18 protein-coding genes are annotated in these 18,934 nt (G+C 33.1%); 12 read left to right on the forward strand and 6 right to left on the reverse strand.

Features of this window, described 5'->3' with window-relative positions; translation table 11 throughout:
- Positions 1-75: 75 nt before the first annotated feature.
- The 4 genes from ACFO3O_RS06605 to ACFO3O_RS06620 form a co-directional block, all read right to left on the reverse strand.
- A complete protein-coding gene (locus ACFO3O_RS06605) occupies positions 76-2,046 on the reverse strand; it encodes a DUF3857 domain-containing protein (RefSeq protein ID WP_379977781.1) in 1,971 nt (656 codons plus the stop codon).
- A 103-nt stretch (positions 2,047-2,149) separates the two neighbouring features.
- On the reverse strand, positions 2,150-4,075 hold the full coding sequence (locus tag ACFO3O_RS06610) for a DUF3857 domain-containing protein (RefSeq protein ID WP_379977782.1): 1,926 nt from the start codon (positions 4,073-4,075) through the stop codon (positions 2,150-2,152).
- Position 4,076: 1 nt separating this feature from the next.
- Positions 4,077-7,382, reverse strand: coding sequence for a hypothetical protein (locus tag ACFO3O_RS06615; protein ID WP_379977783.1), 3,306 nt, complete (start codon positions 7,380-7,382; stop codon positions 4,077-4,079).
- A gap of 103 nt (positions 7,383-7,485) precedes the next feature.
- The gene (locus ACFO3O_RS06620; protein ID WP_379977784.1) at positions 7,486-8,799 is read right to left on the reverse strand and encodes a M20/M25/M40 family metallo-hydrolase; all 1,314 of its coding nucleotides are present in this window, start codon (positions 8,797-8,799) and stop codon (positions 7,486-7,488) included.
- A gap of 218 nt (positions 8,800-9,017) precedes the next feature.
- On the opposite strand from ACFO3O_RS06620, the gene ACFO3O_RS06625 reads away from it, so the two are divergent.
- The gene (locus ACFO3O_RS06625; protein WP_379977785.1) at positions 9,018-9,227 is read left to right on the forward strand and encodes a hypothetical protein; all 210 of its coding nucleotides are present in this window, start codon (positions 9,018-9,020) and stop codon (positions 9,225-9,227) included.
- Positions 9,228-9,254: 27 nt separating this feature from the next.
- On the opposite strand, the gene ACFO3O_RS06630 is transcribed toward ACFO3O_RS06625, so the two are convergent.
- Positions 9,255-10,073 carry a hypothetical protein gene (locus ACFO3O_RS06630; RefSeq protein ID WP_379977786.1) on the reverse strand — a complete coding sequence of 273 codons (819 nt, stop codon included), beginning with the start codon at positions 10,071-10,073 and terminating at the stop codon, positions 9,255-9,257.
- The gene (locus ACFO3O_RS06635) at positions 10,070-11,431 is read right to left on the reverse strand and encodes a hypothetical protein (protein ID WP_379977787.1); all 1,362 of its coding nucleotides are present in this window, start codon (positions 11,429-11,431) and stop codon (positions 10,070-10,072) included. The genes ACFO3O_RS06630 and ACFO3O_RS06635 overlap by 4 nt, the downstream gene beginning before the upstream one ends.
- A gap of 541 nt (positions 11,432-11,972) precedes the next feature.
- Here ACFO3O_RS06635 and ACFO3O_RS06640 point away from each other — a divergent pair.
- The 11 genes from ACFO3O_RS06640 (at position 11,973) to ACFO3O_RS06690 (ending at position 18,933) form a co-directional block, all read left to right on the forward strand.
- Positions 11,973-12,146 (forward strand): hypothetical protein, encoded by a 174-nt coding sequence (locus ACFO3O_RS06640; protein WP_379977788.1) that lies wholly within the window; start codon positions 11,973-11,975, stop codon positions 12,144-12,146.
- Between the two features lie 49 nt (positions 12,147-12,195).
- Positions 12,196-13,869 carry a tetratricopeptide repeat-containing sensor histidine kinase gene (locus ACFO3O_RS06645; protein ID WP_379977789.1) on the forward strand — a complete coding sequence of 558 codons (1,674 nt, stop codon included), beginning with the start codon at positions 12,196-12,198 and terminating at the stop codon, positions 13,867-13,869.
- Between the two features lie 12 nt (positions 13,870-13,881).
- Positions 13,882-14,553 (forward strand): response regulator, encoded by a 672-nt coding sequence (locus ACFO3O_RS06650; protein ID WP_379977790.1) that lies wholly within the window; start codon positions 13,882-13,884, stop codon positions 14,551-14,553.
- A 238-nt stretch (positions 14,554-14,791) separates the two neighbouring features.
- A complete protein-coding gene (locus tag ACFO3O_RS06655; protein WP_379977791.1) occupies positions 14,792-14,932 on the forward strand; it encodes a hypothetical protein in 141 nt (46 codons plus the stop codon).
- A gap of 4 nt (positions 14,933-14,936) precedes the next feature.
- Positions 14,937-15,143 carry a hypothetical protein gene (locus ACFO3O_RS06660; RefSeq protein ID WP_379977792.1) on the forward strand — a complete coding sequence of 69 codons (207 nt, stop codon included), beginning with the start codon at positions 14,937-14,939 and terminating at the stop codon, positions 15,141-15,143.
- Positions 15,144-15,321: 178 nt separating this feature from the next.
- Complete coding sequence (locus ACFO3O_RS06665) at positions 15,322-15,615, forward strand: hypothetical protein (protein ID WP_379977793.1); 294 nt, start codon at positions 15,322-15,324, stop codon at positions 15,613-15,615.
- Between the two features lie 95 nt (positions 15,616-15,710).
- Positions 15,711-16,628 (forward strand): hypothetical protein, encoded by a 918-nt coding sequence (locus tag ACFO3O_RS06670; protein WP_379977794.1) that lies wholly within the window; start codon positions 15,711-15,713, stop codon positions 16,626-16,628.
- A 12-nt stretch (positions 16,629-16,640) separates the two neighbouring features.
- Positions 16,641-16,970, forward strand: a complete 330-nt coding sequence (locus tag ACFO3O_RS06675) for a hypothetical protein (RefSeq protein ID WP_379977796.1) — start codon at positions 16,641-16,643, stop codon at positions 16,968-16,970.
- A gap of 141 nt (positions 16,971-17,111) precedes the next feature.
- Positions 17,112-17,339 (forward strand): hypothetical protein, encoded by a 228-nt coding sequence (locus ACFO3O_RS06680; RefSeq protein ID WP_379977797.1) that lies wholly within the window; start codon positions 17,112-17,114, stop codon positions 17,337-17,339.
- Positions 17,340-17,342: 3 nt separating this feature from the next.
- Complete coding sequence (yidD, locus tag ACFO3O_RS06685; RefSeq protein ID WP_379977798.1) at positions 17,343-17,648, forward strand: membrane protein insertion efficiency factor YidD; 306 nt, start codon at positions 17,343-17,345, stop codon at positions 17,646-17,648.
- On the forward strand, positions 17,635-18,933 hold the full coding sequence (locus tag ACFO3O_RS06690; protein WP_379977799.1) for a hypothetical protein: 1,299 nt from the start codon (positions 17,635-17,637) through the stop codon (positions 18,931-18,933). Before yidD ends, ACFO3O_RS06690 begins: the two co-directional genes overlap by 14 nt.
- Position 18,934 lies beyond the last annotated feature (1 nt).

Below are 18,934 nucleotides of genomic sequence, written 5' to 3' on the forward strand. Positions count from 1 at the left end.
CATACTGTTTACGTACGGGGCTTCTATATTGAATCTGCGTTATGATTATAATATATATTTAACTATCTAGGCTTCTTATTTTGTTGGCTCTAAGATCAATGTCACTTTGTTAAAATCTGCAGCACTATTGATAATTGTTCTATACTCTTCGTATAAGGATACAGGAAGGATATTTTCATCATAAATTTCATTGGCTGTAATAATGACTTTGTTTCCTTCTTTGGTGTACGAAGAAATAAAGTTCATCACGTCTTTCCCGTCTTTTTCATAGCGATTTGAGATATTAATATCATCCAAATTGGCTATTGTATACCCCTCTGGAATCGTTAATTCTATCGTACGTAAATAGGTCTTTCTAAATAAATTTTCTACAGGTAATTGGCGCTTTTTTTCTTGATACATCTCTACTTGAGGCCCAATAAGTTCCCCCAATTTAAATAGATATTTTGGACCTGCTTTGTCTGTAAAAGTGCTACTAGAGATCACTGCTTTTATTTGTAAAGGTTTTTTGCCAAAATTTTCAGCAGCTTCATTTACGATTTCTTTTGACTCTATCGTAATGTCATCTCCCATCCTTTTGATAAACTCCTCGTAAAACTCTTCTTTGTTTTCATCACTCACAAGATTCATAAATGGATGAATAAAAGAAGCATTATATCCACTAATAGCATGATCAAAATCAATACGAACTTCGGTCAAGTCTTCTGGGTCAAAGCTGACTTTGAAATTCATTTCATCAACAGAGGCTGCAGCATCTGGAGACTCGATGTATTTTACTTTTCCTACACCAGAGCTCAGTTTTCCTAAGGAGACTTCTTTTACGAAAAGTCCATAGGTGTCTGTGTATTCAAATGGAGGAAACCCATAGCGACTTTCTTGTTTTCCAGGAGCCAAATATTTTTTTGTGCTTGGGAAGTATAACAGATAATCTTGAAGAAAGCTTAAGGCTTCTATTTCTGGATCAAATTTCATTTCTGATCGGTCGCAAGTAAGCACAATTTCAAATGGAATCTCAAGTTCTTTTAATGCATTTGCAAATAAGCGAATGATACCTGTCTCGTCTGCTGCTTTGTTCTCTAATACAAAGCCGACATCAGACAGTTGGTCTCCCCCTGTATTTGTGATGTAAATCGTGTTTTTGATATGATTTTCGAGGGTTCTTATTTTGGAAGCATCATCTCCGTTAAGATCAATATTTGCTTCTTTAATAAATTCCTTGACCTTTGAAAGTTCCTCTTTTTTTAATTCGGAAGAGACAAAGTTGTATACATTTTTTGAAATATCACTGTAAGAGCTAAAATTACGCGCACCCGTTGCTTTATTACTATCTAATTTATAGATAATCGCCATTTTCATTGCTTCAACAGCAGAGAGGTCTTCTGATTCTAATTCTGGAAGATCATAGTTTTGTACAATGAGATGTTGTTTCCCTTTGACCCCCGTGTCTTCAGCAGCTTCTTTCTTGCTATTTACAGGATAAATTTTAAAGACTAGGTTTTCTGGAGCATATAGTTCGAATTTTGAGTCTTTGATTTTATAATTCTCTTGAAGTCTAAGATATTCTCCTTTATATTTGGCTGCTTTTTTTATGATATATAAATATTCTACAAAGCCTCCTTTTTCAATGCCTTCTAAGGCATAGTATTTTATGGTTCTATTAGTTGTTTCGTCGGTTGCAGTAAATATTTTTGAATCATCAAGTTCTTGTACGGTACCGTTTGCAGTAACAACACGCGCTTGACTACGTAGTAATTCTGAATCAGATCTATACGGAAGGTAAATTCGATTAAATTGCTCAATTCTGTCATCAGAATTCAACCATAAGACTTTATGAATAATATCAAATTGATAGAATTCATTTTGATTTTCGAATCCAAATTCTGTGATCGTATAATTTTTAACGCCTACCATGTCGAGTGATTTATCTTCCTCTGCTATGGTATATGAAGGGTTTTCTTCCCAGCTATAGGAGGTATGCACAAGTTCTTGTCCCGTAGAGACTATAGAAAAGGTGAAGGTAAGAAATGCAAATATGTACTTTTTCATTTATTTAATGTTTTGTTACAACCTGTGTATTCATGATTTAGTCCTATTGGCTGGATATTGGTGGTTGTCTTCCAAATCTTCATTATAGGGTTTTAAAAGATGTTTATTTAAGCACCACTACTTCTTTAAAAGCTTTGTTTATCTTTTTTAATGATTTTCTAAAAGCATCGTGGGTTTCTTTTTCAAGGGTTAATGTTTTTGTTTCAAAAGCATGCGTATAAACAATGGTATTTCCTTCTTTTTTATAGGTAATCGATGCACTCATAAAGTCATTATCTACGGTGACATCCTCTGGGAGGTAGGTCACTTCTTTTCCTTCTGGAATTTCAAAAATAACAGTGATGCTGTCTTTAGATCTGTATCTAAATTCCAAAGCGGTTTTTCTATCTTCTTTTACTTTATAAGCATTGATCGCTGTTTTATAAAGATTAAGATTGATAAAAATCTCATCATTTAAGGATTGCGCATAATCTTTAATCGTAAAAGCATAATCTACCTGAAAAGGACTTTCATAGCTGTATTTGTTTTTTTCTTCAAAGCTTTCTATTAAAAAACGATTACTTCCTTTTCGTAAAAAACTATTGTAGTACTCCAGTAGTTTGTCCTGAGTATCTCTATTTTCGATAGAATTAAATAGTGTTGATTTTTGATATCCAGTTAGCGATAGTGTCCCGTTTCCTTTAATAGAGTTATCTTCTAATTTGATCGTCACCTCATCTGTAAAAAGATTTTGATCTGCTTCTACAATAGGGACTTCTACAATTTTGTAATCTCCTTCGCCATTTTCTATAAGGGCTTCTTTCCCTTGTATAAAAGAAGATGGAATCTCTAATGGTAAATATCTCCCCGTAGCATCTAGAAAATACGTTTTTCCTTCATTTTCATAGGTCAAAATCATATGATTATCTGCAGCAGGGGTTGGCATTTCTGTATATCTGTAGGGAATGCTTCTTGTCCCCAACCACGTGAGGCTTCCTTTGATATTTGCAATTTTAAACATCTCTTTAAGAATACTAGAGTTGTCTTTGCAATCTCCAAATTTTTTCTGAAATACAGCATTGGCATCTCGGGGTATAAATCCTCCTAATGCATATTCAAAATCTATGTATTTGATATTTTCTTGTACCCAATAATAGATGGCTTTTACTTTATCTATTTCTGATGTTTTTGAGCCAATAAGATCATTGGTAATCGCGACTAATTCCTCATCAAGTTCTTCTTGATTAATGTCTTTTACTAGCGAATAATACCAACTGTAAAGATCTTTTACATCCTTCAAAACAGCAATTTCTTCATTTTTACTCTGGTATGAAGAGATGATAGGCATGATATGAGGTAGTATCTTTTTTGGGCTAGGGCCATTGTCTTCTATGTCATACGCCTCTTGATTTTCTAATTCCCAAGTGTAAATTTTTCTGCCTCTTTTTTCGCTTTCGCGAAAGCGGACATCTACTCCATCCATATTGAATTTTTCAAACCGTAAGTTGATATCTTTATCTACCATAATCTCTACTTTCTGATTGATAAGCGGATATACATTGCCAAAATATACAGGAGATAAGAAGCGAGGATTGGTAATGGAAGTCGTATAATTTAGTTTTTTGATAGCGCCTTGTTGCAGTTTTGGATATAGAAAATTTACCGATTTTGTATCATCATAGAAGGATTCACTTAATTCGTCTTTACGCACAAAATCAGTGACTTCGTACTCGCGGTATTTTTTTCCATCAAACACCATAGAAGAGGCTTCGATTTTGTCTAAAAGAAAAAAAGATGAGTACTCTACAGATTCTTCTGTTGCAAATTGAGCGGTCTCGTTTAATAAGAGGTCTTCTTCTGCTATGGTTTGAGATATTTTTATTTGATTATCCTCTATAGATATGTCAATAAGCCGTTGTGATTTGAGTCTAGCGAGATATTCGTCAGGATAGGCGTTTTTATATTTAATAAACTCTGGGGACTCTTGAGCGCTACTCAAAGTGGTTATCCCCAACATGCAAAGTAGTAATAAGATGCTCGTATATCTCATATTAAAAAGTTTGTGATGTAACGATTTCTTCGTCAAAATAGTGTTCTGTTTTTGTTTTATTGCCTTGTTCATCATAATACTGAGCCTTTCCAGAGCGCTCGTCATTTTTGTAATTGATCTCCTGTTTGATAGTACCATTAGGGTAATATTTTTTTTCTAGACCTTGTTTGTAACCATACGTATATGATGTTTCGGTTTTTGTTGTTCCGTCAGGGTAATAGGTGTAAGCTATTCCGTGATAATCATCATCTACATTATTATGTTTTCGTTCTAGATTTCCATTCTCATAATACGCAGTATATTCTCCTTGGATTTCCCCTTTCTCATACGTCATCTCTCTAGCAATTTTTCCGTTAGGATAGTAGGAGATTATTTTTCCAGTACCGTTGGGTAATGGAATCATCGGGAGTTCTTTTCCCTCTTTATCTAGATAGCTATACCCTATGAGTTTATTTTGATCATAAAACCGAATAAGCTGTAAAGTGCCTTTTTCTCTTCCAAAAAATTTACGAGGTCCATGCGCTTGATTATTTATATAGGTTGCTTCTCCTATTTTTACTCCTTTTTCACTGTATTCCAATGCAGTACCTTCCAACTTCCCGTTGAGATAGGAATAACTGTCTTCTAGTTGTCCATTTTCATAATATATTTTATAATCTCCATCTAGATTGCCAGAAGTATACTTTTCTTCTGATTTCAGAGTCCCATCTGAATAATATTTTTTGAAAGTGCCATGTTGATCATTATTCACATAAGACCCTTCCCCCCTTAGATTGCCATAAAAATCATACGCAACGTAATCTCCATGGATCACGCCATTTTTATACGTAAATATGGAGTTTACTTTTCCATTCGAATAGTGATATGTAATCTTATCATTTTCTGTATTAAAACGGTCTATTTTTTCTGTGATATTTCCTCCTTTATCATAATGTGTTTCAGAAAGTGCGACACCAAATTTATAAAATACTTCACTGGATAGTTGTCCACTAGTGTCATAGTATTTTTGCGTTCCGTTGAGTTCTCCTTTGTGGTAGTAGTTTTGAGTGTCTATGGTTCCATCTGGATAATAGATATACCATACACCATCTTTGGTTCCTTTATCATTATAATATCCTTGTGTTTTTAGTTGTCCAAAAGGATAATATGAGGCTCCGTATCCAGTTACAATATCATCTACGTAGGTATTGATATCTGCGAGGTTTCCATTTGTGTGGTATACTTTATATTCTCCTTGTGATAGATTTTCTGTGTATGTGCCTTGATCACTAAGCGTCCCATATTTATTATAATAAGACCAAAGGCCCATTTTTCCGCCCTTTACGTCGTATAATCCTTCTGTAACAAGTGTACCGTCAGCCATAAACCCTTTGTAATTTAAATCACCACTTTTCTTTTTCTGGGATTCAATGACCGTGCCATCTTTAGCATAAAACGTATACTCTTTAATCATCCCATTGCGGTATAAAAATTTGCTAAGGAGTTTTCCGCCGATGTTATAAGATAGGTAAGGACCATCTAATTCTCCCTTTTCATAGATCACTTCTTCAGACAGGATCTCATTAGAGTAGTAACTTTTATAGGGACCTTGATTAAGTCCTTTTACATAGGTTCCAGTTCCGTTTAATTTCCCGGAAGGGTGATAGGTTTTATAAGGGCCTTCGTACGCTCCGTCTACAAAAGTTGCTTCAGAGGCAAGTTGCCCGTTAGGGTGATATACTTTTTCTGGACCTTGCTTGCTTCCATTAGAAAATGTTACTTCTTGCGCAAGAACACCTGTGGCATAATATTCTTTAAAGGAGCCATCATACTCATTGTTTTTCATGGTATACTCGTATTTTACTAGGCTCTCATCTGCTTCAAAAAAATGTTTTCTAATTCCATCTAAATTTCCATTTACATAGGTGCGCTTTTCTAGAGCACTCCCGTATAGGTTGTACGAAAGGTAATCTCCGTCTAATTTCCCGTCTTTAAATGTGACGGTAAAACTTTTGTTGCCGTTGTCATGATAGAATTGATAGGTGCCTTGTTCAAGTCCTTTTACATAGGACCCTTCTTCTTTTAACTTCCCGTTTGGATGATACCATTCCCAATCTCCACTTCGTTCTCCATCGACAAAGTTTCCTTTTGCAATAATTCTTCCTAAAGAATCATAGTATATCCAAGGTCCCATAAGTTCTTCTTTTACAATAGCTCCTTCGCCACTTATAAGTGCGTCTACATAATCATAAGCGACAATTTCTTTTTTACCATTAACTTCCTTTGCGTTATTCGCTCCAATAATATCTACCCATTTTTGATAAGCTATAGGAAGAAATGTTTTGATGTCTTCTGTTTTTTTTGCTATTATTTTTTTGTAATCTTCATTCTCAATGGAGTAGGTTGTCGTGTAGGCTAGGTCATCAAAATATCCATTTTCTCGAATCCAATTAAAAAACGGGATTACTTTCTGACTCCAGAATACAGAGGTGCCCTCAAAAGGTTCTTCTTTTAATAGGTTTAAAATTGCATGCGTCTGCCTCGTAAAGCCAATGTTAATATCATTAGAGAAATCATATTCTTTTTGAAGGGCAAGTTTACTCTCTATAATAAGATTTTGTGTCTCAAATAAGTTATCGTCAGGAGTGATAGGAAATACTTCTCCTTCTGTATCAAGACCACTTGCCATATCATTTGCTACTTTTAATATAGCAAGAGAATTCTCTTCATCGGGGGAGAATAGAAGACATAGGTTATATAATAGTAGTGCTTGTGCTTTTTTATTTTGTTTCCTGTACATATTTCCCAAGAGCAACATCGTATTTCCGTATAATGGACTTGCCTCTAAGGTTTTCATTAAATAAGTAAATGCCTCTTCAGGTTCATCTAATTTCTGATGAATAATCCCTAGATTGTAATAGAGTTCGTGATTTCTAGGAAATTCTTTAAGACCTTGTATGTATGTTTTTTTAGCAAGATCATAGGATTCTAAATTTCTAAGGGAAATCCCTTTATTGATATAAAAGCCTAATCTACTATTGTGAGATCCTTCTAATTGGAGTCCTCTATCTATGGTAGCAATGGCATCTTTATATTTTTCTTGCGCCATCTGATAATAGGATATGGTCACAAAGGAATCATTATATAAAGAGTCATTAGGGCTTATTTTTTGGAGCTCCTTTATGACATCGTCTATTTTTTCTTGTTCAATAAGTTCGGCGGCTTTTTTTAGAAGTTCGATCCCGCTCTCATGCTTTATTTTTTCTTGAGCATTTACAGATAAAAAACCAGTTAAGAGGAGAAGTAAAAAAATATAATTTCTGACCATTTTATAAAAATTAATAGAAAGGTCAAAATACTAAAAAAACCGTATGTGTTATCTATAAATAACATCATTTTAAGACAGAAGTCTGTATTATTGAAGCATTTAATTATCTAGGTTGATTGATTAATCTATAAATTAAAATAGCCGTGCGTTGTGTAAGCATTTCAATGGTATTGAGATTTACGGTTTCCGACGGCGTGTGGGCACCTGTTCCCATAGTTCCTAATCCGTCTAGACATGCGACATATTCAGCCACAAAAGAGACATCGGCAGCACCTCTTTTTCCAGGGTCGTAACCCTCTACTTTGGGCTGTTCTAGGTCTTGGCTTACTTGGCTTAAAATTTCAAGGAGTTCATAGTTTTCAGGGGTAGGTTTCATGGCAGGATAACTATCTTGAAATTCAATCACAGCACTGGTTTGAGGAAGATTATTTGCTACAATTTCGCTCATTTTGGCACGGGCACGTTCTTTTTGATCTTCAGATATAAACCGAAGACCTCCTTGCACATAAGCCGTTTGAGCAACGACATTTCCTTTCCCAAAAATAGCCCCTTTGCTTTCTTGTGCTTGCAAATCCATGGTGGTGCCTCCAAGCATCATACCTGGATTAAACGTGAGTAATTCTTCTCCTCGTACATCGGTATAAAATTGATGTAGGATACGCGCCAATTCAAAATTGGCGCCAGCTCCTGTGTTTTCATTGAAAATTCCAGAAGAGTGTGCTCTTTTCCCAGTGACGGTTACTTTCCAGTTGGAAGACCCTCGGCGAGCGACGGTGGCATTATCAAATCCTGTGGACGTTTCAAATCCTAAGGCAATATCGCTTTGTTTGGCAGCATCAATTAATGATTTTCTACTAATACTTATGGGCTTACCCGTGCTTTCTTCATCTCCTGTAAAGGCGACTGTAATCTGCGTATCTTTGAGTAAACCAGCTTCGTACAACGCTTTTAAGGCATATAAAACCACTACATTTCCGCCTTTCATATCATTGGCGCCTGGACCTTTGGCAATAGAATCATTGATCATCTCAAATTGTTGAAACTCGCTATCTTTTTCGAAGACAGTATCGAGATGCCCAATCAACAATAAGCGCTTTCCTTTATCTCCTTTTGTAGAGGCAAAAAGGTGTCCTGCACGCTTCATTTCTGATGGCATAGCGATCCATTCTGTGTCAAATTCGATGTCTTGAAATGCTTTTGTAAATACAGCTCCTACTTCTTTCACACCTTCTACATTAAGAGTTCCACTATTGATATTAACGACTTTTTCCAAAAACTGAATCGCTTCAGGATTGTTTTCAGAGACAGTAGCAATAATACGTTGCTCTTGAGGTGAGAGTTGTTGCGCTTTCGCGAAAGCGGAAAAAAATAAAAACCCGATAGCTAGTATAGAAGCAATAAAACGAGATCGTAGCATGAGTGAAAGTATATGGTTGATACCACAAGGTACGGAAACTTTAAAAAAAGATTTGAGGCTTTGAAGGCAAAAAGGATGCCCTCATTTTGTTTAAAATATAGTTGAAGAATTGTTAATTACTAGTATTTAACAATTTATGTCAGTATATTTATGAGGTAACTACACGAAAAAGTTTACATATCTTTAAAGGTATGGAGGTCTAAAAACAAAAATTTATTATGAAAAAGCTAGTACATCTAAAAGGAGCTGAAGCGCTTACTTCAAAACAACAAAAGAAAATAACGGCGGGATTTGGTTTTATTCCAGGCAATAGAGATTGTTGTGGGTGTGTGGTTCAAAATAATCGAGGTTTTTTAGAAATCATAGAGTTAAGTTGTGATCTTACGTGTCCTGATGGGGGTCAATCAGTTTCAGGATTGGGATGTTAGACTACAATATTAGATAATTAAAAAAGCTTAATTTATGGTAACAACTTTAGATTCACACTCTTTAATATGAATAGTTCCCAATTTATTATTACTACTATTACCAAACTTATCTTTTGAAACACGATAATAAAACCCTTCTAAGGGTAGGTTTTTAAAGCATCCATATTCTCCTGGGTTTACAGAAATAGTGCTGTAAATAGTTGACAATGTACCGTAGTCATTGATTTGTATATAATAGAAGTTTTTTGTGTTATTTTGAAAACATACATCCCCCACATTTTCTTCAGCACAATTAGGGTTTTCACTTTTATTCTTTTCTACTTCTTTTTTCTTTTCTTCCCAGCCTTCTAATCCTAAATACTTCGCCATATCATATGTTATAGGGAGTTTTTGAGAACCAGTTGCTATTATTCTTCCAGTTTGAGTATCTGTAACCTTTATTTTAAGTCGAATAATACTATTAAAAACATAGACCTTTCCAGTGATATATGCATCGGCAGCGATGAGCATTCCAAATTCTTTTTCTGTAGAAGGGTCAATAAGCCCTTCAGACTTTAATTGATGTTCTTGAAAATATTCTTCAAAAGTGGCTCTATCTATGACTTCAAAAGAAGTTGCTTTTCTAGGGAGGCCCTCCCAGAACTCATCGGTAATATATTCTGCTAACCCTTCTTCATTATTTTTCAAATACTGAAATGGATAGATTGCTATTTGGATATTCTTCTTTTTGTTGAGCTGTTGTGCAATATCTGTGATTGCTTTTCCTACTTCTGTATCAAAATCTTGTGCACTTAGTGTGTTTATGATACATAATAAAAATGTATATAATATTCCTTTTTTAATCATAGCGATACTTTTTTAATTGTGTTTTGCTTTGCCTCTTCTTTTGTGAATCCAGTACCTGTTATGATTTTAGAGAATGATTTGTCAAGATCAGGGTTTCCTTTTGTATCAAATATGTCATAAACCAACTTCATTTCACAGGTAAATAGCTTGGCTTTCATTCCAGATTCTCTATAGGTGTAACTTACAGAACCTACACATAAATAGTCTATGTGTTTTTTCATGTCACTCTTATAGATAGAAAGATCTCCTTGTTGAAGGTGTTCTTTTAGTTGAGGGTTTAGTTTTTTGGCGGCGATTAAATATGGTGTTGTTCTATAGTTTTTAAAAAGATTTTTTTGTAATTGTTTTGCCAGTTCGATATCGAGGGTATCGTTGCGAAATATAAATACTGCCAGTTCTTCTTCTTCGGGCGTGTTTAAAAAAGATGTGTTAAAAGGAGATTTTAATACATACTTATTAATGATGTGCTGTGTGATAGGTTTGACATCTTTTTTATAAATAGGGTGAAATCCATTGGCTGTAAAGTAATCTATTTTCCCATTGGGTTTCTTATAGTACCATATACGAGGTAATCCATTTTCAAAAAAAAATTGCGTATTTACGTTTACTTCTATTTTTTGAAAATTATCTATTAGTTTTTTATCATAAGGTTCTAACTTAGCTAGTGATTTCCAGGAGCACGTAACTTCTTCATAATGATTTTCATTCCACACCATACAACGTTGATCTTCTGATGGAAGAGACGCAAGCTGTATTTTATCTCTCAGAAAATAACCTGTTGTCATAAGGATTGCTCCAAAAGCAATGACTATTTTAAGAGTAAGCGACCATTTGTATTTTTTTTTACTTTTATTATTTGTGTCTTCTTTTGAGGCTTTATTATTTGTAGTGGTAGGTGTATTATTTTTTTTTGTAGAAGTATTGCTGGTATCTGTAACAAAAACTTCTGGTGAGATCATTCCAGTATCTTTTTCCTCCTCTATATGATTATCGTCTTTATGTGAATAATAAGCCGCATAGGGTCTGGGGTTAAAATCAATAAGCCAGCTGACCATTTCAACACAAGTATCATCAGGATCTTTAGTTTTTCCTTTCAAGAAATTATCAATGGGTCTAAACTTATCAAGATCAAATTTTTTGATTTTTTTATATGGGTCTTCTTCTTCTTTAAAATCAAAAAAACGACGTAGTATTTCACCATCATTTTTTTCGTTTCTTTTATTATATAGCCAAATACAAGCTTCTCTAATACGCTTTCTTGTGGGTTCTAAAAGGTAACTTTGTACATCACCCCCTTTTTCTTCTTGATATTTTTTAAGAATATCTCTTTTATACGTTTGATTGGTTCTTACTTCCATCCTTTAGGGAAACTCTTTTTGTGTTTAGGGGGGAGCTAATTTTTACTAAAATCTAAACATTGGTTAGTATTATAGCTAACATAGGAAATGTCCCTAATTACTCTTTACGGAAAACCGTAAAAAGCAATAACTTCTAAAAAGTATTTCAAGACCTGAATACCAATTTTTTCAATAGTATCCCCATTATTTTATCTATTTTTTCAGGAATTAGCATGAATTTGAAGGATTAATGAGGAATCTCAGGAATCTTCGGAATCCCTTTGTTTATAGGGGATACAACAATTATATATTTGCCTCAAGAAATAGTTCCTGTTATGAATTGCTAACATAACGATTGTACAAAACTACTTCTTACGTAAACCCGTAAAGCAGTCTATTTAAGGACGGTCGGAAAGTTACCTAGAGTAACTGTGATACGGATTTAAACTTTCCAAAAACCAAGGAGAACTCCTAAGTGAGTGACGGGATTCTAAAGCCCGTGCTGTAGATCTGAGATCGTCTCAGGCAGGCTCTCCTAATTCAAATTTAAATTTTTTAAATCATGAAAAAGTTGTTTTTAGTAGCCGTAGTTTTTGGTAGTATGTTTTTTACATCTTGTGATCCAGAGGAATCTCTTTTGGACGAATTTCAAACCCCCCAAGCGTGTTGTGGGGAGGATGAAACGATTCCACCACCACCACCGCCTCCTCCAGGAAGTGGGAATAATGGAGGATAATTTTTTGCTATATAATTGTTAACTAGATAATAGTTAGTATTTTAGAGGGATGAAAATAATAAAAAATTTATCCCTCTTTTTTTTATTTCTTCTATGTGTAGGAACTGGAAGCGGTTTTTCACAGACCATAGATAGCACTTCGTACTGGAGTGGTTTAATCCTATCACCAAAGAAAGAAGGAGATTTAGCGAAAGGATATTTGCATTTTGCAAAGGCTAGAGATTTAAATTTAAAACAAAATAATACTAGAGACTTAATCTATAGTTCGGGTATGTTATCTATTGCTGAGTTTGAATTAGGTGCATATCATAAAAGTAAAAATAGCGCTATCACTGCTTTAAAATTAGTTGATGAATCAAAAATTGATAAATGGACTTTCAAAGTTATTCCTAGTATATATAATAGTTTAGGAAAAGCTCATAAAGAGCTTAAAGATTACGAGAGGGCAATTGAATCCTATGATAATGTATTAAGATTAAGTGAGAACATAAGTGATTCTATTGCAGTATATATCAATAGAGCAAATGTGTATAGAGAAGAAGGAAATTTTGATCAAGCATTATCTGAATTATCTACTGCGAATCGGTTAATTTTTAGAAATCCAAAAGCGACTCAAAATGCAAGAGTTTTGAATAATTTGGGATATGTACAGTTCAAATTAGATAAGGCTGAAGCAATTAAAAATATGCTTAAAGGGTTAGAAATTAGAATTTCAGAGGAAGATACCAAAGGTACATTCTCTAGCTATATGAGTTTGCTAGCATATTACAATGAAAAAGGCAATAAAGATTCAGCAAAGATTTATGTAAATAAAGCCCTTGATCTATCCGAAAAAATTGATAGCCCAATCTATAAGAAGGAAGCTATATCAAACCTATTAAAACTGGAAGGAAACCCATGGCTTCTAGAATATCTAAAGATTGATGATGAATTAAAAAAAAATAGATTAGAGCAAGATGTTAAGTTCTCCCATTTAAAATATGACGTAGAAAAAGAACGTGAAATAGCATTAAAGCAAAAACTGGAAGGAGATGCAAAGAACAAGCTTCAGATGTTAATATTCTCTGGTATAGGGATTATTCTATTAGTAATAGCAATCCTTTTGTATTCTTTTTTAAGATCCAAACACAAAAGAGAAAAGGTTCAACAGGTAATTAAAACAGAAACCCGTATTTCTAAAAAAGTACACGATGAGTTAGCAAATGGTATTCATGCAATTATGACACGGTTACAACGTGAATTACCAAAAGAGGTACAAGAAAAAATAATAGATGAACTCGACATCATATACAAAAAAACACGTAATATCTCCCATGATATAAGTGCTGTTTCTGGAAGAGAAAAATACCATATTGAGATTAAAGATATGTTAGGAGTATACCAGAAGGAGGATAGAGTGATTATGATTAAAGGTCTCACTCCAGCTTTGTGGGTTGGTGTTGCAAAGTATAAAAAAGGGACACTTTATCATGTCCTTAGAGAGATAATGGTTAACATGGATAAACATAGTCAAGCAACGATTATTATAGTAACTTTTAAAAAGGAAAATAGAAAAATAATAATTGATTACATGGATAATGGGGTAGGCTTCTCTAAAAACCATCTATCAAAAGGCATAGGATTGCAAAATACGGAAAACCGTATAAAAACTATAGGAGGAACTTGTACTTTTAACTCGACAAAAGGGAAAGGTGCTCGTATAACGATCAGTTTTTCAATATAATATACCTTTATTATGTTTGATAAAATTTTAATTGCCGATGATTTAGGAAACACTAACTATAGTGTGAATCATATTTTAAGAGAAGAATATAGAATATCCAATATAGTTCAAGTTCAGTATTGTGATGATGCTCATATTAAATTCATAAAAGCACATCAGGATAAAAAACCTTTTGAATTATTAATTACGGATCTATCATTTAAAGAGGACCATAGATCTCAGAATCTTAGCTCTGGAAATACACTTATAAGTTCCATTAGAGAAATAGACTCTGAAATAAAAATCATTGTGTATTCTACAGAAGATCGGTCTTCAAAAATCAACAATCTATTTAAAACATACGGTATTGATGGTTATGTTTGTAAAGGCCGTAATGGCCTTAAAGAACTTTTAGATTCAGTAAAACAAGTTTATAATAATCAAAAATACATATCCCCTGAATTAGCCATTGCATTAAGAACTTCATCCGTTTTTGAAATAGAAGAGTATGATATTTTATTGTTGGATCGTTTGTCTAATGGATACGTGAAAGATGAGATTGCTATTAATTTTAGAAAAAACAATATTTCTCCTTGTAGTATAAGCTCTATTGAAAAACGACTTAATAAGTTGAAAATTCAGTTTAAAGCAAAAAATACAATTCATTTGGTGACTATGGTAAAAGATTTAGGGCTTTTGGAGTAATAGAATAAATTTCGTATTTGTTTTTTTGAAACAATACCTTCCCTTTTTTAAAATAATTTAAAGCCACAATAGATCATAAAATTAAAACATGGTAAATATTTTATACACGCTTTCGCGAAAGCGTGTATAGTCTTTTTAGAATATTTTTTTAAATTTTTAAACAAACCCTTACGGAAACCCGTAAGGGTTTGTTGTTAAGCTAGTTTAGTTTTGAGTATAAACTTAAAAACTCAAAATTATGGCAAAGCAACCACAAAAAACACCTAATTGGCCAAGTAAAAAACCAGGAAAACCTTCAGGTCCTAGAAGAGATGTTAATCCTCCTAGACAACCATCTAGACCATCTCCATCTAAACCGTCTAATCATCCTAAAAAATAAACAAATGGCAAAGTATTATGTAAATAATAATGCACAATCTAATGGAGATCATGAAGTGCATAAAGAAGGGTGTATATATCTACCTATCATAAAGAGCAAAAAATATTTAGGAGATTATTTGAGTTGTCAATCGGCAGTAATAGAAGCAAAGAAGACATACTCAAAATCAAATGGATGCTATACCTGTTCTAATGCTTGTCATACTACTTAAATTCTTTAGCATGAAAGCATTCATTTTAATTGGGTTCGTTATAATATTTATATCCTGTAATAATCGTTCATCGATTAAAGGAACACAGGATACTTTGGTTATAAATAATGAATACTCATCAACCAATACCAAATCTGATTCTATAAAAAAGAATTAAGAAAAAGAAGTAGAATTAGTTGTGCTAGATCCAAATCAAGTACTCGAAGAATTCGAACTGCTTTATAAGCAATTATTATATTTTAAAGATAGTCAAGATTTTAAAAAATATGGATTTGCTATAAATCAACCATATAATAGATGGTTAAAAAATGTCCAAGATTTAAAGAACAGTTCAAAGTCGAAATTATTATTAAGTAAAGGAATTATTGTTGTAGAACTTGAATTATTAGGATTGGAATATGTATCCTCGAAAGGTAAAGAGACAAATGTAACGAGACATTTTAATGCTATATTTTCTGAGATACTAGACTAAATTACATGTAGAGATACAAAATGTACTTAAAGCACTAGCAGATAAAATCAAACCTCTTAAAGATCATATTACAAATGAAGAATCTACAAAATAATATGATATTAATTCTCGCGTATTTTTGTTCAAGTTTTCTCTTTGGACAGCAAGCAGATATTATTAAGGAACCTATTGAAATTATTTCTACGAGAAGTGTTTATTTAAATTCAGGATTTGCATCTAACCTAGGTGGAGGCGTATCTAGAACATATATAAAAGTGGATCTACCTCCTAATACTATTAAGTGGTATTATAGTTTTACTACTTCTACAGATAAATCAGCAAGTCAAAACTTAAATTTAATTGCTCAACTTGCTTCTTTATATTATGATCCAAGCGGATTGTCTTCTAATAATTTACCATATCTAGAGGTTCCGACAGGCGTATGTGGAATAGACGTTTACTTACTTGATCAAGAGAATGTATCACCATTTTTAGATAAAGAAGATCTAATTGATGGAGGTTATTCTTACTATCTCGAAGGGACCATAAATAACACAAAGCAAGCTGTTGTAGAAATAGATGAAGTTATTGCCAACACTCTATACCTTGGGTTAAAAAATCCAGATGGTTTTACAGGAGTAAATATAATTCTTGAAGTTGTTGCAATAACTGAAATAGATTTGAGTAAACAAAGATATAAGGAAGAGGAAAGGGCTTCTCTTTATGGTACTCTAGCTTGGAGTTGTTTTGAGAATAAAGATTATGATAAAGCGCTACTATATTGCAATACATCTTCTCGATATTATAAGTTAGGCTGGGTAGAGGCTAATAAGGGATTAACTCAACTCGTATTAGGGGATACTTCAAAATCATTAGACACCTATATTCATGCGATACCGCTAATAAAAGAACAATTATACCCAGAATATGTTTTTGACGAAGTCATCAAAGATCTTGAGAATGTCAAAAATGAATTTCCAGATTTAGAAGGTGTGACAGAGGTAATGCAGTTAATAAAACTATATCGTGATTAATGCTTGTAGTATATGAACTCAAAAGATAAAATAGGATTGATCTTTTTACTCGGTTTTCTAGTTGGAGGATTATTTTTTTCTTCGGTTAGAGGTCGTGATACTATTATTTTTGAGTCATCCCCTGTAGATAATAAAAAATTAAATACACCTTTTACACCAACATCTTTTACCACTACAAATAAAACTGAAGGCCTAATTTACATTTGTAAAGGCCCACAGAGTAAGCGTTATCATTATAAAAAATCGTGTCGCGGTTTAAAACCTTGTTCTACAAAGATTTTTGAAGTTTCATTGTCAAAAGCAAAAGAAATGGGAAGGACATTATGTGGATGGGAAGACTAGTCTTTACAAGGCTTTCTTGAGAAGAGAGTCCTTCTTTATGTGTGTTTAAATTAAAATACTTCTTGTATTTACGGAAACCCGTAATGTACTGAATGTTAATGTTTATAGATTTGGTGAAATAGTAAAACCAATATATTAACCATGGAATATAAAGTAATCCCTTTTGTAGCATCTATACAGAATAACGGTAATTCTAAGCAGTCTGCTCAACAACTAGAAGATATTATAAAAGCACAATCTAATGAAGGCTGGAAATATATACGTTTAGAGAGTGTCTCAACTTTTGTACAACCTGAAAGTGGTTGTTTTGGATTTGGAGGAAAGCCAGGGTTTTCTACATCACATCAGATGATTGTTTTCTCTAAATAAACCATGCGTTATCTATTTCTTATAATAATTAAGATGTACTGGAAATATATTCCCGCTTCAAAAAGGAAGCGATGCATTTTTAAAGAAAGCTGTTCTCATTATGTGTATAACATCACAAAAATAAAAGGATTTTTTGCAGGTGTAAAAGCCTTGAAATATCGCTACAAGAATTGTAGATCAGGATATACAGTGCTACAAGTACATTCTCAAAAAATCTTAATCTCTTCAAACAACATTGTATTTCAGGAAGCAGAAATTCATCCACGTTTATTAAATAACTATGAACCATTACAACATGAATTATTATAAGTATAATTACATACCTATTTATTTCTTACTATTTTTTGTGATTACTGCGTGTAGTGACCCTCAAATGTATGTGCTTACAAAATCACAAAGCAATAAAAGTATAGATACTCTCCAAACAGAAAATATTAATTTCTATTTAGAGACTTCTGTAAGTATGAAAGGATATGTTAATTCAAATGTCTCGGGTAATTACACCTTAAAAAATATTGTCCCTTTTTTAATAACAGATTTAGAAAGAAATTATGGAATAGAGACAACGCTTCATACCATCTCAGATGTATCTCGTAAATACAGACAATCTAAAACCGTATTTTTTGATCAACTTAGAAATGGTTCATTACTTAATGGGAAATCATCAAAGTTACAGCGTGTTTTTGGTGATGTAATATCATCTACTAAAGAAACAGACATTAGTATTCTTGTATCAGATTGTATTGTAGATCTTGGAAAGACAGATACAATGGCAGAAGGCTCTTTGGTAACCAACGAGATATATCAACAGCTAGTATATAAAGAAAATCTAGGAGTCGCTGTTTTTAAATATATAAGTGATTTTAATGGAGGTTATTATTATGATAGAGAGAACACAGGAGGGAATGTTATTTCAAAGAGACCCTATCAAGGAGAAATTCTAAAGAATCGTCCTTTTTATATCTGGGTGTTTGGTGATAAAAGCCGAGTGAGTGATTTGGTGTCGAAAGGGATTATAAAAGGATATACAGAAGCCCATACTTATAATTTAACTCCAGAGAATATAGATTTTACTTTGTTAGAACATCCTAAAACAGGTAAAATTGCTATCAATTCTGAAAAAGGCACACTTATTATTAAAGAGATAGATCAAAAGCGTCCAGCACAATTTACGATAGGACTCCATCTTAATAAAAAAGAAAATCCATTAAATAAAATCATAACAACATCTACTAATTATTTGGTAACTCCCTCCTATATACAAAATACAATAGATATACAGATTAAGGATGCAGCGACACTACTTTCTGAAAATATTCCTAATAAATCACAGATTGATCAAGAAGGGTATACTCATTTTATCCAACCGACATTATCAGATTTTGATCCTGATACCAATGAAATTAAAATGAGTATTCATAATACAATACCCATCTGGATAGAAGAGACAAACCTTGATGATGACCTAGATATCTCAACAACGATGTTAGAGCATAAGACTTTTGCTTTTAAATTTATTTTAGACGCTTTCGCGAAAGCGTATGATGAAAAAAAACCACTACTAGAATTTACACTAACAAAACAACAGAAATAAC

It is taken from the genome of Dokdonia ponticola (assembly GCF_042653865.1).
Lineage (GTDB): Bacteria > Bacteroidota > Bacteroidia > Flavobacteriales > Flavobacteriaceae > Dokdonia > Dokdonia ponticola.

Excerpts from the sequence above, each read along its gene's own strand:
- ACFO3O_RS06615 (WP_379977783.1), bottom strand. The coding sequence starts at position 7,382 with ATGGTCAGAAATTATATTTTTTTACTTCTCCTCTTAACTGGTTTTTTA.
- ACFO3O_RS06620 (WP_379977784.1), bottom strand. The coding sequence starts at position 8,799 with ATGCTACGATCTCGTTTTATTGCTTCTATACTAGCTATCGGGTTTTTA.
- ACFO3O_RS06690 (WP_379977799.1), top strand. The coding sequence starts at position 17,635 with ATGAATTATTATAAGTATAATTACATACCTATTTATTTCTTACTATTT.
- ACFO3O_RS06680 (WP_379977797.1), top strand. The coding sequence starts at position 17,112 with ATGGAATATAAAGTAATCCCTTTTGTAGCATCTATACAGAATAACGGT.
- ACFO3O_RS06660 (WP_379977792.1), top strand. The coding sequence starts at position 14,937 with ATGGCAAAGTATTATGTAAATAATAATGCACAATCTAATGGAGATCAT.
- ACFO3O_RS06610 (WP_379977782.1), bottom strand. The coding sequence starts at position 4,075 with ATGAGATATACGAGCATCTTATTACTACTTTGCATGTTGGGGATAACC.
- ACFO3O_RS06650 (WP_379977790.1), top strand. The coding sequence starts at position 13,882 with ATGTTTGATAAAATTTTAATTGCCGATGATTTAGGAAACACTAACTAT.
- ACFO3O_RS06635 (WP_379977787.1), bottom strand. The coding sequence starts at position 11,431 with ATGGAAGTAAGAACCAATCAAACGTATAAAAGAGATATTCTTAAAAAA.
- yidD (WP_379977798.1), top strand. The coding sequence starts at position 17,343 with ATGCGTTATCTATTTCTTATAATAATTAAGATGTACTGGAAATATATT.
- ACFO3O_RS06625 (WP_379977785.1), top strand. The coding sequence starts at position 9,018 with ATGAAAAAGCTAGTACATCTAAAAGGAGCTGAAGCGCTTACTTCAAAA.
- ACFO3O_RS06630 (WP_379977786.1), bottom strand. The coding sequence starts at position 10,073 with ATGATTAAAAAAGGAATATTATATACATTTTTATTATGTATCATAAAC.
- ACFO3O_RS06605 (WP_379977781.1), bottom strand. The coding sequence starts at position 2,046 with ATGAAAAAGTACATATTTGCATTTCTTACCTTCACCTTTTCTATAGTC.
- ACFO3O_RS06640 (WP_379977788.1), top strand. The coding sequence starts at position 11,973 with ATGAAAAAGTTGTTTTTAGTAGCCGTAGTTTTTGGTAGTATGTTTTTT.
- ACFO3O_RS06670 (WP_379977794.1), top strand. The coding sequence starts at position 15,711 with ATGATATTAATTCTCGCGTATTTTTGTTCAAGTTTTCTCTTTGGACAG.
- ACFO3O_RS06655 (WP_379977791.1), top strand. The coding sequence starts at position 14,792 with ATGGCAAAGCAACCACAAAAAACACCTAATTGGCCAAGTAAAAAACCA.
- ACFO3O_RS06645 (WP_379977789.1), top strand. The coding sequence starts at position 12,196 with ATGAAAATAATAAAAAATTTATCCCTCTTTTTTTTATTTCTTCTATGT.
- ACFO3O_RS06675 (WP_379977796.1), top strand. The coding sequence starts at position 16,641 with ATGAACTCAAAAGATAAAATAGGATTGATCTTTTTACTCGGTTTTCTA.